Below are 15,061 nucleotides of genomic sequence, written 5' to 3'. Positions count from 1 at the left end.
TTCGAAGGATGCGGCCGCGGTTTTCGCATCTGTTCATAATTGAAGGCGCAGTATCAGAACCGCATTCGCACTGCTCTGAAGGAGGGCGCGATGAAACAGGACAGAATCCTTATCCAGGCCGACCCGCTGACCCCTGCGGAATTCGCCGCGCTCGGCACCGGCGAGGTCGCTTACGTCAAGCCGATGACCTCTGACGAGTTGATGCGGATCTTTCCGCAGGCTCCGAAGATCGAGTCCGGCTTGCAGCTCTTCACTCTGCTCTCGGCCGACGGCGCGCCGATCCTCGTCACGGATTCGCGCGAGGCCGCCACGGCCAATGCCTGGGAGCATGATCTGAAGATGGTCAGCGTCCACTGACGCTGACCAGGCTTCCAGCCGCTCAGGGCGCGGTCGCCATCCCGGCGACCGCCGATTGCAGCCTCACAATATCCTCCGGCGTGGACAGGCGATGATCGCCGTCCTTGATCAGCGTCAGGACGACTGGATCGCCGCTGAGATGTTCGACGAGCTTCAGCGCCTGGCGCCAGGGCACGTCGGGATCGCGCATGCCCTGCAGGATGTGGACGGGGCAGCCGGCCTTGATCTCGCCGCCGAACATCAGATGCTGGCGCCCGTCCTCGATCAGGGCGCGGGTGATCGGAGTCGGATCGGGTGAATATTCGGAGGGGCGCTGCCAGACGCCCTCTTCGAGAATCGTCCGGCGGATGGCATCGGGCATCTGCGCCCACATCAGCTCCTCGGAGAAATCGACGGCGGGCGCGATCAGCACGAGGCCGGCCGGCTGCAGCGGCGTGCCGAACAGGCGGCGCGCAGCGAGCAGCGCGATCCAGCCGCCCATCGAGGATCCCACGAGGATCGGACTCTGCCGGCATTGGGTCTGGATGACCGCAAGCGCGTCCGCCAGCCAGTCCGACAGGGTGAAGCTGGCGAAGTCGCCTTCGCTCTCGCCATGCCCGCCATAGTCGAAGCGCAGATAGGTTCGCCCCGCGTCTCGGGTCCAGTCTGCAAGCGCCTCGGCCTTGGTCGCGCGCATGTCGGAGCGGAAGCCGCCGAGCCAGACCACGGGGGTTCCCGTGCCGTCCTGGATCAGATAGGCGAGGCGGCGTCCGGCGGGCCCATCTCCGACCTTGAGCCATTGCGGCGGCTGGCGCTCCAAGGCAAATCTCCTGTGACGAATCGCGCGGCCGCGGCGATTAAAGGCTGCGGCGGCTCTCCGATAGGGGCATATTCGCCCAAACGAATGAAAGTCCAGACCAAGAGAGCATGTCCTTCAAACCGGGTGCCCATCTTTCGCTGCCTTCTACCGAAACGCATCCGCTGGCGGGGCGGACGATCCTGCAGATCATTCCGGAGCTCGAGGCGGGCGGTGCCGAGCGGACCGCGGTCGACATCGCCAAGGGACTGACCGATGCGGGCGCCCGCGCGCTGGTCGCGACCGAGGGCGGGCGCCTCGTCGCCGAGCTTCAGGCCAAGGGCGGGGTTTGGCTGCCTTTCCCGGCGGCGTCGAAGAACCCGGTCGCGATGGCGCTCAATATCCGCAAGCTCGTGCTGCTCTGCCGGCAGGAGGGGGTGGAATTGATCCATGCCCGCTCGCGCGCGCCGGCCTGGGTCGCGCTCGGCGCGGCGCGGCTGCTGAAGCTGCCCTTCGTCACCACCTATCACGGATCCTACAACAGCCGCTCCGCGGTGAAGACGCTCTACAATTCGGTGATGGCGCGCGGTGATGTCGTCATCGCCAATTCCGGCTACACGGCCGAGCTGATTCTCGCGAAGCATCCGATGGCGCGGGACCGGATCAGGGTGGTCAACCGCGGCACCAATTTCTCGGCTTTTGCACCGGCAGCCGTCGGGGCGGAGCGGATCCAGGCGTTGCGCAAGGCCTGGGGGGTCGAGCCGCATCAGCGCATCGTTCTGCTGCCTGGCCGACTGACCGGCTGGAAGGGCCAGCGCGTCCTGATCGAGGCTGCACGCCTGATGCGGGACGGTGGTGATACCGATACCGCCTTCATCCTCGCCGGCGACGCCCAAGGGCGCGACGGCTATGTGAAGGAACTCGACGGGCTTATTGCCAAGGCGGGGCTGGAAGGCCGTGTCCGGCGCGTCGGCCACTGCACGGATATGCCGGCGGCGATGCTTTCGGCCGCGGTCGTTGCCGTGCCCTCGACCGAGCCCGAAGCCTTCGGCCGCGTCGCGGTGGAGGCGCAGGCGATGGGCGCGCCCGTCGTGGTCTCCGATCTCGGCGCCGTGCCCGAAACGGTGCTCGCGCCGCCGCAGGTCACTCCCGGCGAGCGCACCGGCTGGCGCGTCCCGCCGGGCGACGCGACCGCTTTGGCGGCCGGTCTCGCCGAGGCGTTGTCGCTCCGGCCTTCCGCGCGCGATGCGCTGGCGAGGAGAGCGCGCGAGCATGTGGAGAAGCACTTTTCGCTGGAAGCGATGGTCACCGAGACCCTCGACGTCTACTGCGCGCTGCTGGAACGCTGAGGTGTCAAGGCGCGGGCGAATGCCTGCCGCAGCGGCGTCATGCATTGACAACGCGCATCATTATGCAATGTGTCTGAATCAACGGCGCGAACTGCGCCAAATACAGGAGAATACCCCATTCGTCGCCCTTACCGTGCTGCCCCGGCCCCGACCAAAGAAGGTCCCCGCTCGAACCGCGACATCCGCGGAGTTCGCGAAGTCCAGCTCATCGACGATACCGGCGCCAATCGTGGCGTGGTTTCGTTCTTCGATGCGTTGAAGCTCGCCGAGGATGCCGGTCTCGACCTCGTCGAGATCGCCCCGAACTCCGTCCCGCCGGTCTGCAAGATCCTCGATTACGGTCGCTTCCGCTTTCTCGAGCAGAAGAAGGCCTCGGAGGCGCGCAAGAAGCAGCGCACCATCGAGATCAAGGAAATCAAGCTGCGCCCTGGCATCGACAAGCACGACTACGACGTGAAGATGAAGGCCATGCACGGCTTCTTCGAGGAAGGCGACAAGGTGAAGGTCACCCTGCGCTTCCGCGGCCGCGAGATGGCGCATCAGGACCTCGGCGTGAAGGTGCTCGAGCGCGTCAAGGTCGATACCGCCGAGATCGCGAAGGTCGAAAGCGACTGGCAGCTCGAAGGCCGCCAGATGGTGATGGTGCTCGCACCGCGCTAACGCGAACGATCTCACGATCTCGTTCGGGTCGAGAAATGGGGCGCCTCCGGCGCCCTTTTTCATTCCGGTCGGAGCACTCTCGAGCGAAGTGTGTGCCGGTTCGCGTGAAGAAAATGCACTAAAAGCAAAGAACTAGCGCAGGAGCCCGCCGAGCATCGCGTCGAAGGCGTCGGTCGCAGCCTGAAGGGCGGCTTCGGGTTCCGGCGCATGCGCGATCCATTGCGCCGCATGCTGGGTCGCGCCGACGATCAGTCGCGCCACGGCCTCCGGATCGAGCGGCGCCAGCACGCCTTCCGCGACGAGCTCTCCCAGTCCTCTGGTCATCATGTGGATGCAGTCGTTCTGGATCGGCCAGTTCCAGGGATCGCCGAGCACGGCCGGCCCGTCGCGCAGGACGATGCGCTGGATCTCCGGTTCCAGCGCCATGGCGAGATAGGCTGCGCATTCGTCGCGGAAGCCGGTCCAGCGATCCTCCGCCTTGGCCGAGACGGCGCGCAGCCTGACCGTCATCTCCGCGTCGATCTGGTCGAGCACCGCGGCGAAGAGGCCCTTCTTGTCGCCGAAATGATGGTAGAGCGCGCCGCGGGTGAGGCCCGCTGCCGCGGTGAGGTCGTCCATCGATGCGGCCGCATAGCCGACCGAGCCGAACGCCTCGCGCGCGGCGGCGATCAGGCTGGCGCGGGTTTCCGCGATCATGTCGGCGCGAAGTCTGCGGGCCATCACATCCCTTTCACATACATCTCGTATGTTAATTGACATACGCGGCGTATGCAATTATCCATCTGTATATGCGGCATATGTCCGCTTCCTTCGGGACAAGCCATGCCTAACCCTTACCGCGAGATCTTCCGGGTGCCCGGCGCGCTCGCTTTTTCCTCCGCTGGCTTCGTCGCACGTCTGCCGGCCTCGATGGTCGGCCTCGGTATCGTCACCATGCTGTCGGAGCGACGCGGCGAATACGCCCTTGCCGGCGCTGTCGCCGCCGTGTTCGCGCTGGCCAGCGCGCTGATCACGCCGCAGGTCTCGCGTCTCGTCGATCGCTATGGCCAGCGCCGGGTGCTGATGCCGGCCGCCGGGGCAGGAGCCCTGGCGCTGAGCGGCCTCATGATCTCGACCTGGGCGGGCGCCCCGAGCTGGCTGCTCTTCCTCTTCGCGCTGCTCGCCGGCTTGATGCCGAGCATCGGCGCGATGGTGCGGGCGCGCTGGACGGAATTCTACCGCGACACGCCGCAACTGCGCACGGCCTTCGCCTTCGAATCGGTGGTCGACGAGGTCATCTTCATCGTCGGGCCGATCGTGGCGATCGGGCTGAGTGTCGCCCTGTTCCCCGAGGCGGGGCCGCTTGCCGCCATGATCTTCCTGGTGGTCGGCGTGCCGCTGCTCTGCGCCCAGCGCCGCACCGAACCGCCTGTCCGAGCCCGCTCGGCGGGAATGGATGCGTCCGTCATCCGGCTCGGCGGGGTTCAGGTCGTCGTGCTGGCGATGATTGCCGTCGGCGCGATCTTCGGCACGGCCGAGATCACCGCCGTCGCCTTCGCCGAGGCGCAGGGGCAGAAGGCGATGGCGAGCGTCGTCCTCGCCACCTATGCCGCGGGCTCGCTGATCGTCGGTCTCGTCTTCGGCACGCTGCGGTTGAGGGCCTCGCTCGCGACGCAGTTCGTCGCGGCGATCGCGCTCGCGGCGGCCACGACGCTGCCGTTGCTGGCAGTGACCGGCCTGGCTTCGCTGGCGCTGGTCTTCTTCATGGCAGGCGCGGCCGTCTCGCCAACGATCATCATCGCCATGGGGCTGATCGAGCGGCTGGTGCCGCCGCGCCAGCTCACCGAGGGCATGACCTGGGGCATCACCGGCATCGGCATCGGCATGGCCTTCGGCGCCTCTGCCGCCGGCACTCTGATCGATGCTTTCGGGGCGCGCAGCGGCTTCTGGATCTCGGTCGCGGCCGGCGCCGTAGCGCTGATCGTCACGCTCCTCGGCTACAGCCGGCTGCTGGGCGAGCGGAAGGAGACGGTGGTTTGCGAGCCGGCCTGATCGGCCGGCCCGCATTTCGGCACGTCAGCGGATCGGCGGGCCATATTGCAGGCCGCCCTGCGTCCACAGCTTGTTGACGCCGCGCGGCAGCGGGTTGCTGGTCTTCGGACCGAAATGGCGCTCGAAGCTCTCGCCGTAGTTGCCGACGGCCTTGATGATGCGCACCACCCAGTCGTTGGTCAGGCCGAGACCTTCGCCGAACTTGCCTTCGGCGCCGAGCATGCGGCGGACTTCGGGGTTCTGCGAGGTCTTCGCCAGCTCTTCGACATTGGCCTGGGTCACGCCGAGCTCCTCGGCATTGATCGTCGCGATCACGGTCCAGCGCACGAGATCGAACCAGGCCGGATCGTTCTTGCGGACCCAGGGGCCGAGTGGCTCCTTGGAGATGACCTCCTGCAGCAGCATGTGCTCGTCGGGATTCTTCAGCCTGCCGCGCGTGCCGGCCAGCGCCGAGAGATCGGTGGTGTAGGCGTCGCAGCGGCCGGCCTCATAGGCCTGCACCGTATCCTCCAGCGTTGCGAAGGCGACGGTCTCGAACTTGATGCCGTTGGTGCGGCCGTAATCGGCGAGGTTGAGCTCGGTGGTCGTGCCCTGCGCGACGCAGACCGAAGCGCCGTTGAGGTCCTTGACCGTGTTCACGCCGAGCTTCTTGCGGACGATGAAGCCCTGGCCGTCATAATAGTTGATGGCGGTGAAGGTGACGCCCTGGCCGATGTCGCGGCCGAGCGACCAGGTTGTGGTGCGGGCGAGCACGTCGATCTCGCCGGACTGCAGCGCGACGAGGCGGTTCTTGCTGGACAGCGAGAGATAGCTCGCCTTGTCCGGGTCGTTGAAGATCGCGGCGGCCAGCGCCCGGCAGACATCGGTGTCGAAGCCCCGCCAAATGCCGTTCTTGTCTTGCAGGGAGAAGCCGGGCACGCCTTCGCTGGTGCCGCAGATGATGTTGCCGCGTGCCTTGATCTTATCGAGGGTCGACTGGGCAAGCGCTGGGGCCGAGGCGGCAGCCGTCAGGGCGAGGCCTGCGGCGAGGCTGAGCAGAAGCTTCTTCACGGGGGGATTCTCCAGATGCAGAACGCGCCTGTTGACCTTACGTTGTGACAGGCGTCTGAAGGAAGCGCGTGGATTGCTGCTGCTTTTACGGGCAGCCTCACATGGCATTGCCGGCTTCGCACTTGCCAGAACGGCACTTTTCTGCGATAGGGCCGGCCTTCGATCGCCCGGCTGATAAGGGCTGCCGTGGCGGTCGTGCTTTGCTTCCTGAAAGCAAGACATTGGCAACGCGTTCAAAAAAGCGCAGCGCCGCGACCATTGAGGAGCTGAAATGCCCAAGATCAAGACTAAATCGGCCGCGAAGAAGCGGTTCAAGATCACCGGAACCGGCAAGGTGATGTACGCCCAGGCCGGCAAGCGTCACGGGATGATCAAGCGGACCAACAAGCAGCTCCGCAATCACCGCGGCACCACCGTCCTGTTCGAGGGCGATGCGGCCAACGTGAAGAAGTTCTTCCTCCCCAACGGCTGACGCCCCCTGACATTCCGGAGATCATGACATGGCTCGCGTGAAACGGGGCGTAACGTCCCACGCCAAGCACAAGAAGACACTGAAGGCCGCCAAGGGCTTCTATGGCCGCCGCAAGAACACGATCCGCGCCGCCAAGGCGGCCGTCGATCGGTCGATGCAGTACGCCTATCGCGACCGCAAGAACAAGAAGCGCTCGTTCCGCGCTCTCTGGATCCAGCGTCTCAACGCTGCGGTGCGTGAGCACGGCCTGACCTATTCGGTCTTCATCGGCGGCCTGATCAAGGCCGGCATCGAGCTCGACCGCAAGACCCTGTCCGCGATGGCCATCGACGATGCGGCTTCGTTCGCCGCCGTGGTCGAGACGGTCAAGGGCGCGCTCGGCGCGCAGGCCCAGGCCGCCTGAGCGGTTTGATATCGCTGAATTGGGAAAGGCCGGCGGTGACGCCGGCCTTTTTCTATGGGCCGCCTTCCCCCGTCATTCTCGGGCCGCGCCAGCGCGGACCCGAGAATCTCTGGTCGAAAGAGGCACAGGCCGCGTCACGTCTGCACGCTGCCGTTGCCGGGCGGGTTCCAGCCGTCGCCGGCGCCCGCGACGATCCGGTCATAGGCCTCTTCCGGCGTATCGGCATAAGCGAACAGCTTCAGATCCGCCGGGCGGATGAAGCCGGCCGCTTCCATCCGGTCGAGGTTGAGCAGGCCCTTCCAGTACCCGGAATCGTAGAGCACGATCGGCACCGGCCCCATCTTGCCGGTCTGCACCAGCGTCATGATCTCGAACAACTCGTCGAGTGTGCCGAAGCCGCCGGGGAAGACGACGAGGGCCGCGGCGCGCATCGCCAGATGCATCTTACGCATCGCGAAATAATGGAAGAGGAAGGTCAGGTCGGGCGTCGACCAGGCATTCGGCTCCTGCTCGTGCGGCAGAGTGATGTTGAAGCCGATCGAGATCGCGCCGGCTTCGGTGGCCCCGCGATTGGCCGCTTCCATGATGCCGGGCCCGCCGCCCGTGGCGATGACGTGATGGCGTCCGGCCTCGCCGTCCAGCAGCGCGCCACCGCGCTCGGAGGCGATGCGGCCGAATTGCCTTGCCGCCTCGTACCAGGGATTGCCCTCGCGCACGCGTGCCGAGCCGAAGACGACGATGGTCGAGACGACGCCGCGCGCCCGCAGATGATCCTCGGCCTTCTGGTATTCCAGCATGAAGCGCACGCCGCGGGTCGAATCGCCGAGGATGAAATCCGGGTCGAGTGCGGCGAGCCGGTAGGACGGCGATTCCTTCTGATGGGTGTTGTCGGGCAAGGCATCCTCCTGCATCGGCATCGGCTGCGCCGGGTTGTTCGGCAAAGCGTCGCTTCGCTCTGGCATAAGCCGGCCGTTCCCGCTAGAACGCGCCCGTTCCCACGCCTTCAAACGCTTGCGACCTGTTCATGACCGATATCGCCACCCTGGAACGCGACGTGCTCGTTGCGATCGACACCGCCGCCGACGAAGCCGCCGTCGAGGACGTGCGGATTGCTGCACTCGGCAAGTCGGGCTCGATCTCGGCGCTGCTGAAGACGCTGGGCGCGATGACGCCCGATGAGCGCAAGGAAAAGGGCCCGCAGATCAACGGCCTGCGCGATCGCGTGCAGGGAGCGATCGCCGCCCGCAAGGAGGCGCTGGGCGAGGCTGCTCTCGAAGCCAGACTCGCTTCCGAGCGCGTCGACGTGTCGCTGCCGGTTCAGGACGGCCCGGAGGCGCGCGGCCGCATCCATCCGATCAGCCAGGTCATCGACGAGATCACCGCCATCTTCGGCGACATGGGCTTTGCCATCGCCGAAGGGCCGGATGTCGAGACCGACGATCTCAACTTCACCAAGCTGAACTTCCCGGTCGGCCATCCCGCCCGCGAGATGCACGACACCTTCTTCTTCGCGCCGGACGCGAACGGCGAGCGCAAGCTGCTGCGCACCCACACCTCGCCGGTGCAGGTCCGCACCATGCTGGCCCAGCAGCCGCCGATCCGCGTGATCTGCCCGGGCCGGACCTATCGCAACGACTCCGACCAGACCCACACGCCGATGTTCCATCAGGTCGAAGGGCTCGTCATCGACAAGTCGGCTCATCTCGGCCATCTGAAGTGGATCCTCGAAGAGTTCTGCAAGTCGTTCTTCGAGATAGACGACGTGAAGATGCGCTTCCGCCCGTCCTTCTTCCCCTTCACCGAACCCTCGATGGAGGTCGATATCCAGTGTTCGCGCAAGGGCGGGGAGATCCGCTTCGGCGAGGGTGACGACTGGCTGGAAATCCTCGGCTGCGGGATGGTCCATCCGAACGTGCTGCGCAATTGCGGGCTCGACCCGGAGGTCTATCAGGGCTTCGCCTGGGGCATGGGCATCGACCGCATCGCCATGCTCAAATACGGCATGCCGGACCTGCGCCCCTTCTTCGAGGCGGATGTGCGCTGGCTCGCCCATTACGGCTTCCGCCCGCTCGACCTGCCGACGCTGACGGGTGGCCTCTCCTCATGACGGCACGGACCGGGCGGGGGAGGGCGCGATGACGCCTGCGGGCTGGGCGGCGGCGATCGCCGTGCTGCTGGTTGCGATGAACCTGGTCAGCCAGGCCATCGCGCTCTGGCGGCTGCGCCGGCCCATGCAGCGCTCCGCCCTGCTCGACAGATTGCCGCCGGTCACGATCATCAGGCCGGTGCGCGGCATCGAGGCTTTCAGCCGCGAGACCGCGGTCTCGGGCCTTGAGCTCGATTATCCCCGCTACAGCACGATCTTCTGCGTCGCCGATGCCCACGACCCGATCATCCCGCTGATCGAGGAGCTGATCGGAACCCATGGCACGGAGAAGGTCCGGCTCATCGTCGGCGACGTCGCCGTCAGCGCCAATCCCAAGCTCAACAACTGCGTCCGGGGCTGGGAAGAGGCGACGACCGATTGGGTCATCCTCGCCGATTCCAACGTGCTGATGCCGAAGAACTATATCCAGCGCATGCTCGCAGCCTGGCAGCCTGATACCGGCCTGGTCTGCTCGACGCCGGCCGGCTCGCGGCCGCAGAGCTTCGGCGCCGAGGTCGAATGCGCCTTCCTCAATGCCTTCCAGGCGCGCTGGCAATATGTCGGCGAGGCGCTGGGGCTCGGCTTCGCGCAGGGCAAGTCGATGCTCTGGAACAAGCCTTTCCTGGATGCGAATGGCGGGATTGCCGCGCTCGGGCAGGAGATCGCGGAGGATGCCGCCGCCACCAAGCTCGTGCGCGGGGCCGGCAGGCATGTCCATCTCGTCGGCCAGCCCTTCGAGCAGCCGTTGGGGCCGCGCCGTCTGGCGGATGCGGTGCAGCGTCAATTCCGCTGGGCGCGGCTTAGGCGTGTCACCTTCCTGCCGTTCTTCATGCTGGAGATCCTCTCCACACCGTTCCTGGCGGCCGTGCTGGCGGCTGTTGGTGCCTCGGCTGTTGGCCTGCCCTTCTGGGCGCCGCCGCTGCTGGTGCTGTTGCTCTGGTATGCCGGCGACATCATTCTGTCGGCGAGCGTCGGCTGGTTCCTGAACTGGCGCGCGCCCATCGCCATGCTCGTGCGCGATATCTCCTTCCCCGGCGTCTGGGCCTATGCCTTCGTCGGTGGCGAGGTGAGCTGGCGCGGCAACGCGATGAAGATCCGCGCTGACGGCACCAATGAGCTCAACGATACGGCCCCGAAGCTTTCGGCGGCGAACGCGAAGATTTCCGACTGATCCGAAGATACTGACCCGATAGCGCGATGAAATTCACGATTTCCTGGCTCAAAGAGCACCTCGCCACCGACGCCTCAGTCGCCGAGATCGCCGAAACCCTCACCCGTATCGGCCTCGAGGTCGAGGCGATCGAGGATCGCGCCGCCGCGCTGTCGGCCTTTACCATCGCCTATGTCATCGAGGCGAAGCAGCACCCGAACGCGGATCGCCTGCGCGTCTGCATGGTCGACACCGGTACCGGTGAGCCCGTCCAGGTCGTCTGCGGTGCGCCGAACGCCCGCACCGGCATGAAGGGCGTGTTCTCGCCGCCGGGCAGCTACATCCCCGGCAAGAAGGTCACGCTGGGCAAGGGCGTGATCCGCGGCATCGAATCGAACGGCATGCTGGTCTCGGAAGCCGAGCTCGAGCTCTCGGACGACCATGACGGCATCATCGAATTGCCCGCTGACGCGCCGGTCGGCCAGCCCTATGCGACCTATGCCGGGCTCGACGACGCCGTGATCGAGATCGCCGTGACACCGAACCGCGCCGATGCGCTGGGCGTCGCCGGTATCGCTCGCGACCTGGCGGCCGCCGGCATAGGCAAGCTCAAATCGCAGCCGATCCAGCCGGTGCGCGGCTCCTTCCCGTGCCCGGTCAAGGTTACGCTCGACTTGACTGACGAGGACCGCAAGCTCTGCCCGGCCTTCGCGCTGCGTCTCGTGAGGGGCGTGAAGAACGGCCCGTCGCCGGATTGGCTGCAGGCGCGTCTGCGCGCAGTGGGCCTGCGCCCCATCAACGCGCTGGTCGACATCACCAATTTCATGACGCTCGACCGCAACCGGCCGCTCCACGTCTTCGATGCGGCCAAGGTGACGGGCAATCTCACCGTCCGCCGCGCCAGGGCGGGCGAGACCATCCTCGCCCTCGACGGCAAGACCTATACGCTCACCGACGAGCAGGTCGTGATCGCCGACGAGCACGGCGTCGAGTCGCTCGCCGGCATCATGGGTGGCGAGGCTTCGGGCAGCAGCGAAACGACGACCGACGTGCTGATCGAGAGCGCGCTCTGGGACCCGCTCAACATCGCCCGCTCTGGCCGCGCACTCGGTATCAACTCGGATGCGCGCTATCGCTTCGAGCGTGGCGTCGACCCCGATTTCGCCCGTCCGGGCCTCGATCTCGCCACGGCGATGGTCATCGAGCTCTGCGGTGGCGAGGCCTCCGAGATGGAGTTCGTCGGCGAATTGCCTGGCAGCCCGGCCACGATCGATTTCCCCTGGTCCGAGGTCAAGCGCCTGACCGGGCTCGACCTGCCGCAGGACGAGATGAAGCTCGCGCTGACCTCGCTCGGCTTCCACGTCTCGGGCGCGGGCGACCGGGTCAAGGTCGCGCCGCCGTCCTGGCGCGGCGATGTCGGCGGCAAGGCCGATCTCGTCGAGGAGATCGTGCGCATCGCCGGCCTCGACCGCGTCGCCTCGACGCCGCTGCCGCGCATCAAGGGGGAGGTCGTCAAGCCGGTCCTCACCGTGCTCCAGAAGCGCACGCGCATCGCCAAGCGCACCCTGGCGGCGCGTGGCCTCGTCGAAGCCGTGACTTGGTCCTTCATCTCGCATGACCAGGCCAAGCTCTTCGGTGGCGGCTCGCCCAAGCTCGCGCTCGCCAACCCGATCGCCGCCGATCTCTCCGACATGCGCCCGTCTCTGCTGCCGGGCCTGATCCGGGCGGCGCAGGCCAATGCCGACCGCGGTCTCCCCGACGTCGCTCTGTTCGAGGTCGGCCAGGTCTTCAAGAGCGACGAGCCGGAAGGACAACTCATCGCCGCGACCGGCTTGCGTCGCGGCACCGCCCGCCTCGACGGCGTTGGCCGTCATTGGGACGGCGGCGCCAAGAATGTCGACGTCTTCGACGCCAAGGCCGATGTGCTCGGCCTGCTCTCCGGCCTCGGCGTCCCGACCGGCGGCTTGCAGATCGTTCCGGGCGGCCCTAGCTGGGCCCATCCCGGTCGCTCGGCCACGCTGCAGTTCGGCCCGAAGGGCATCGTCGGTGCCTTCGGCGAGGTCCACCCTCGCATCCTCAAGGCACTCGACGTCAAGGGGCCGCTGGTCGCCTTCGAGATCCATCTCGATGCGCTGCCGCTGCCCAAGTCCAAGCCGACCAAGGTCAAGCCGAAGCTCGCCCTCTCCGATTTCCAGCCGGTGACGCGCGACTTCGCCTTCATCGTCGACAAGGCAGTGGCGGCCGGTGACATGGCCAGGACGGCGCAGGGCGCGGACCGGGTCCTGATCGCGAATGTCGGCGTCTTCGATCTCTATGAGGGCCCGGGTGTCGAGGCCGGCAAGAAGTCGGTCGCGCTTGCGGTGACGCTGCAGCCGACCGAGAAGACCCTGACCGAGGCCGAGATCGAGGCCGTCGGCTCGAAGATCGTCGCAGAGATGGGCAAGCGCTACGGCGCAACTCTGCGCGGCTGAGAGCGACACCACGCCTGCGTCATGCTCGGGCTTGACCCGAGCATCTCCTGATCGGGATTCTCGAGTCTGCGCTTCGCTCCGCCCGGGAATGACGGCCCCGGCCACCATTGATCAGGATTATGTAATAATCCGCAGAAGAAATCCCTGAGCTTTCAGGGTATCGGCTGGCGCATTCTTGCATCGCCGCGATCTGATGACACTCACCGAACGTCCCGTTGCGGACAATCTGTTTCCCGGTTTTCGTCTGCTCGACGTCGAGACGTCGGGCGCGCGTATCCGTGTCCGCACGGGCGGAGAGGGGCCGCCGCTCCTGCTGCTGCACGGCTACCCGCAGACCCATGCGCTCTGGCACAAGGTGGCCGAGCGGCTGAAGGACCGCTTCACGCTGGTCTGCGCCGACCTGCGTGGCTATGGCGACAGCGAGAAGCCGGCGACCGACGCCGAGCACGCGCCTTATTCCAAGCGCGCCATGGCGCAGGACATGGCGGAGGTGATGACCGCGCTCGGCCATCACAGCTTCTTCGTCGGCGCCCATGATCGCGGGGCGCGGGTCACGCATCGCCTCGCGCTCGACCATGCCGAGCGTGTCATCCGCCTCGCTACGCTCGACATCGCGCCGACGCGCGAGATGTACGCCCACACGACGGACGCCTTCGCCCGCGCCTATTGGCACTGGTTCTTCCTGATCCAGCCCGCCCCCTTTCCGGAGCGGATGATCGGGGCCGACCCGGAGGCTTACTGGCGCAAGAAATGTGGCTCGGGTTCGGCCGGGATGACGCCCTTTGCGCCGGAGGCGCTCGCTCATTACCTGCGCTGCTTCGCCGATCCGGCGACGATTCACGGCTCTTGCGAGGACTATCGCGCTGCCGCGACCATAGACATCCGCCATGACGACGAAGATGGCGGCCGCAAGCTGACGCAGCCGCTGCTCGCGCTCTGGGGCGCCAACGGCATTATCGGCAAGTGCTTCGACCCTCTGGCCTTGTGGCGTGAGCGTGCGCAGGATGTGCGTGGCCACGCCCTCCCGGGCGGGCACTACCTCGCGGAAGAGGTCCCCGACCTCGTTGCCGCGGAATTCAACGCCTTCTTCGGAGCAACATCATGAGCGGGACCAATCGCGTCTATCGTATCGCCGTCATCCCCGGCGACGGCATCGGCAAGGAAGTCATGCCCGAGGGACTGCGCGTGCTGGAGGCCGCTTCCAAGAAGTTCGGGTTCGAACTGCGTCTCGACGAGTTCGATTTCTCTTCCTGCGATTACTACGCGAAGCACGGCAAGATGCTGCCGGACGACTGGAAGGAGAAGATCGGCGGCCACGACGCGATCTATTTCGGCGCGGTCGGCATGCCCCAGCAGGTGCCCGACCACATCTCGCTCTGGGGCTCGCTGCTGCTGTTCCGGCGCGAGTTCGATCAATACGTCAACCTGCGCCCCGTGCGGCTGATGCCGGGCGTTCCCGGCCCGCTGGCCAACCGCAAGCCGGGCGAGATCGACTTCTTCGTCGTGCGCGAGAACACCGAGGGCGAGTATTCCTCGGTCGGCGGGCGCATGTATGCCGGCACCGAGCGAGAGATCGTCATCCAGGAGACGGTGATGAGCCGCGTCGGCGTCGACCGCGTGCTGAAATACGCCTTCGAACTGGCGCAGCGCCGGCCGCGCAAGAAGCTGACCTCGGCCACCAAGTCGAACGGCATCTCGATCACCATGCCCTATTGGGACGAACGGGTGAAGGAGATGGCCAAGAAGTTCCCGGATGTGGCGGTCGACCAGTATCATATCGACATCCTGACCGCGCATTTCGTGCTGAATCCGGACCGTTTCGACGTGGTCGTCGCCTCCAATCTCTTCGGCGACATCCTCTCGGACCTCGGCCCGGCTTGCACCGGCACGATCGGCATCGCGCCTTCCGGCAATATCAACCCGACGGGCGATCATCCCTCGCTGTTCGAGCCGGTTCACGGCTCGGCGCCGGATATCGCAGGCCAAGGCATAGCCAATCCGGTCGGCATGATCTGGTCCGGCGCCATGATGCTCGATCATCTCGGCGAGCACGAGGCTGCCAAGGGCATCGAGGCGGCTGTCGAGCGGGCGCTGGGCGATGCCCGGACGCGTACCCGCGATCTCGGTGGCTCGCTCGGAACGGAAGCGGCGGGCAAGGCGGTCGAACAGGCTCTCTGATCGGCGACGAACAGGGACG

The 15,061-nt window shown here is 66.4% G+C and carries 15 protein-coding genes; 11 read left to right on the top strand and 4 right to left on the bottom strand.

From position 1 onward, the window contains the following. The first annotated feature begins 90 nt into the window (after positions 1 to 90). On the top strand, positions 91 to 357 hold the full coding sequence (locus tag AC1DIN_RS06390) for a BQ00720 family protein (protein WP_441468795.1): 267 nt from the start codon (positions 91 to 93) through the stop codon (positions 355 to 357). 22 nt (positions 358 to 379) lie between these two features. Here AC1DIN_RS06390 and AC1DIN_RS06385 read toward each other — a convergent pair whose 3' ends face one another. After that, positions 380 to 1,156 carry an alpha/beta hydrolase gene (locus AC1DIN_RS06385; RefSeq protein WP_476764906.1) on the bottom strand — a complete coding sequence of 259 codons (777 nt, stop codon included), beginning with the start codon at positions 1,154 to 1,156 and terminating at the stop codon, positions 380 to 382. A 107-nt stretch (positions 1,157 to 1,263) separates the two neighbouring features. Here AC1DIN_RS06385 and AC1DIN_RS06380 point away from each other — a divergent pair, with 107 nt between their 5' ends. Beyond that, a complete protein-coding gene (locus tag AC1DIN_RS06380) occupies positions 1,264 to 2,481 on the top strand; it encodes a glycosyltransferase family 4 protein (RefSeq protein WP_441468793.1) in 1,218 nt (405 codons plus the stop codon). Between the two features lie 117 nt (positions 2,482 to 2,598). After that, positions 2,599 to 3,141, top strand: a complete 543-nt coding sequence (gene infC, locus AC1DIN_RS06375) for a translation initiation factor IF-3 (RefSeq protein WP_476809382.1) — start codon at positions 2,599 to 2,601, stop codon at positions 3,139 to 3,141. 132 nt (positions 3,142 to 3,273) lie between these two features. Here infC and AC1DIN_RS06370 read toward each other — a convergent pair whose 3' ends face one another. Next, complete coding sequence (locus tag AC1DIN_RS06370; RefSeq protein WP_476809099.1) at positions 3,274 to 3,861, bottom strand: TetR/AcrR family transcriptional regulator; 588 nt, start codon at positions 3,859 to 3,861, stop codon at positions 3,274 to 3,276. Between the two features lie 102 nt (positions 3,862 to 3,963). Between AC1DIN_RS06370 and AC1DIN_RS06365 the strand changes: the two genes are divergently transcribed. After that, positions 3,964 to 5,172 (top strand): MFS transporter, encoded by a 1,209-nt coding sequence (locus AC1DIN_RS06365; protein WP_476809098.1) that lies wholly within the window; start codon positions 3,964 to 3,966, stop codon positions 5,170 to 5,172. Between the two features lie 24 nt (positions 5,173 to 5,196). Here the strand turns inward: AC1DIN_RS06365 and AC1DIN_RS06360 are convergent, their stop codons facing one another. Beyond that, complete coding sequence (locus AC1DIN_RS06360; protein ID WP_441468790.1) at positions 5,197 to 6,222, bottom strand: amino acid ABC transporter substrate-binding protein; 1,026 nt, start codon at positions 6,220 to 6,222, stop codon at positions 5,197 to 5,199. A 271-nt stretch (positions 6,223 to 6,493) separates the two neighbouring features. On the opposite strand from AC1DIN_RS06360, the gene rpmI reads away from it, so the two are divergent. Next, positions 6,494 to 6,694, top strand: coding sequence for a 50S ribosomal protein L35 (rpmI, locus tag AC1DIN_RS06355; protein ID WP_377846399.1), 201 nt, complete (start codon positions 6,494 to 6,496; stop codon positions 6,692 to 6,694). 28 nt (positions 6,695 to 6,722) lie between these two features. Beyond that, entirely contained in the window at positions 6,723 to 7,097 is a 375-nt protein-coding gene (gene rplT, locus AC1DIN_RS06350; protein WP_441468789.1) for a 50S ribosomal protein L20, read from the top strand. A gap of 134 nt (positions 7,098 to 7,231) precedes the next feature. Here rplT and AC1DIN_RS06345 read toward each other — a convergent pair whose 3' ends face one another. Next, entirely contained in the window at positions 7,232 to 8,008 is a 777-nt protein-coding gene (locus AC1DIN_RS06345) for an LOG family protein (protein WP_441468973.1), read from the bottom strand. Positions 8,009 to 8,121: 113 nt separating this feature from the next. Between AC1DIN_RS06345 and pheS the strand changes: the two genes are divergently transcribed. The 5 genes from pheS (at position 8,122) to AC1DIN_RS06320 (ending at position 15,042) form a co-directional block, all read left to right on the top strand. Further along, positions 8,122 to 9,204, top strand: a complete 1,083-nt coding sequence (gene pheS / locus AC1DIN_RS06340; protein WP_476809097.1) for a phenylalanine--tRNA ligase subunit alpha — start codon at positions 8,122 to 8,124, stop codon at positions 9,202 to 9,204. 28 nt (positions 9,205 to 9,232) lie between these two features. Continuing rightward, positions 9,233 to 10,414, top strand: a complete 1,182-nt coding sequence (locus AC1DIN_RS06335) for a ceramide glucosyltransferase (protein WP_476809096.1) — start codon at positions 9,233 to 9,235, stop codon at positions 10,412 to 10,414. A gap of 26 nt (positions 10,415 to 10,440) precedes the next feature. Further along, the gene (gene pheT, locus AC1DIN_RS06330) at positions 10,441 to 12,864 is read left to right on the top strand and encodes a phenylalanine--tRNA ligase subunit beta (protein WP_476809095.1); all 2,424 of its coding nucleotides are present in this window, start codon (positions 10,441 to 10,443) and stop codon (positions 12,862 to 12,864) included. A 193-nt stretch (positions 12,865 to 13,057) separates the two neighbouring features. Further along, positions 13,058 to 13,969 (top strand): alpha/beta fold hydrolase, encoded by a 912-nt coding sequence (locus AC1DIN_RS06325; protein ID WP_476809094.1) that lies wholly within the window; start codon positions 13,058 to 13,060, stop codon positions 13,967 to 13,969. Further along, positions 13,966 to 15,042, top strand: a complete 1,077-nt coding sequence (locus AC1DIN_RS06320) for a tartrate dehydrogenase (protein WP_476809093.1) — start codon at positions 13,966 to 13,968, stop codon at positions 15,040 to 15,042. The genes AC1DIN_RS06325 and AC1DIN_RS06320 overlap by 4 nt, the downstream gene beginning before the upstream one ends. Positions 15,043 to 15,061: the final 19 nt, after the last annotated feature.

The sequence above is a fragment of the Allobosea sp. 05T438 genome (assembly GCF_056396025.1).
This window is presented reverse-complemented; position numbering and strand designations above follow the sequence as displayed.

Excerpts from the sequence above, each read along its gene's own strand:
- AC1DIN_RS06390 (WP_441468795.1), top strand. The coding sequence starts at position 91 with ATGAAACAGGACAGAATCCTTATCCAGGCCGACCCGCTGACCCCTGCG.
- AC1DIN_RS06335 (WP_476809096.1), top strand. The coding sequence starts at position 9,233 with ATGACGCCTGCGGGCTGGGCGGCGGCGATCGCCGTGCTGCTGGTTGCG.
- pheS (WP_476809097.1), top strand. The coding sequence starts at position 8,122 with ATGACCGATATCGCCACCCTGGAACGCGACGTGCTCGTTGCGATCGAC.
- AC1DIN_RS06370 (WP_476809099.1), bottom strand. The coding sequence starts at position 3,861 with ATGGCCCGCAGACTTCGCGCCGACATGATCGCGGAAACCCGCGCCAGC.
- pheT (WP_476809095.1), top strand. The coding sequence starts at position 10,441 with ATGAAATTCACGATTTCCTGGCTCAAAGAGCACCTCGCCACCGACGCC.
- AC1DIN_RS06380 (WP_441468793.1), top strand. The coding sequence starts at position 1,264 with ATGTCCTTCAAACCGGGTGCCCATCTTTCGCTGCCTTCTACCGAAACG.
- AC1DIN_RS06320 (WP_476809093.1), top strand. The coding sequence starts at position 13,966 with ATGAGCGGGACCAATCGCGTCTATCGTATCGCCGTCATCCCCGGCGAC.
- rplT (WP_441468789.1), top strand. The coding sequence starts at position 6,723 with ATGGCTCGCGTGAAACGGGGCGTAACGTCCCACGCCAAGCACAAGAAG.
- AC1DIN_RS06365 (WP_476809098.1), top strand. The coding sequence starts at position 3,964 with ATGCCTAACCCTTACCGCGAGATCTTCCGGGTGCCCGGCGCGCTCGCT.
- AC1DIN_RS06325 (WP_476809094.1), top strand. The coding sequence starts at position 13,058 with ATGACACTCACCGAACGTCCCGTTGCGGACAATCTGTTTCCCGGTTTT.
- rpmI (WP_377846399.1), top strand. The coding sequence starts at position 6,494 with ATGCCCAAGATCAAGACTAAATCGGCCGCGAAGAAGCGGTTCAAGATC.
- AC1DIN_RS06345 (WP_441468973.1), bottom strand. The coding sequence starts at position 8,008 with ATGCAGGAGGATGCCTTGCCCGACAACACCCATCAGAAGGAATCGCCG.